1 protein-coding gene is annotated in these 256 nt (G+C 39.1%); it reads left to right on the top strand.

The features are described 5' to 3' along the window. Positions 1–4: 4 nt before the first annotated feature. Positions 5–256: alpha/beta hydrolase (locus SB689_RS23615; protein WP_410694476.1), on the top strand; the 252-nt coding region annotated here is incomplete at its 3' end.

Below are 256 nucleotides of genomic sequence, written 5' to 3'. Positions count from 1 at the left end.
TCCTGTGAATCCTAATATAACCCTTTTTGCTGACAGGGGGGGAAGTGAGAATTTTGTAAAATTCATGCAGGAAGAACTAAAACCGTTTATCAGTAAAAACTATAGAACTCAGGATTATTCTGTATTGGTGGGACACTCATTCGGTGGTCTTTTTGCCATCAATGTTTTTCTTTCTCATCCGGATTACTTCAATGCCTATGTGGCCAATGATCCAAGCTTATGGTGGGATAATAAGGTTACCCTCTCCAGAACAAAA

It is taken from the genome of Chryseobacterium sp. SIMBA_038, assembly GCF_046535115.1.
Classification (GTDB): Bacteria; Bacteroidota; Bacteroidia; order Flavobacteriales; family Weeksellaceae; genus Chryseobacterium.
The sequence above is the reverse complement of the archived record's forward strand: the minus strand, read 5'-3'. Positions and strand labels throughout refer to the sequence as shown.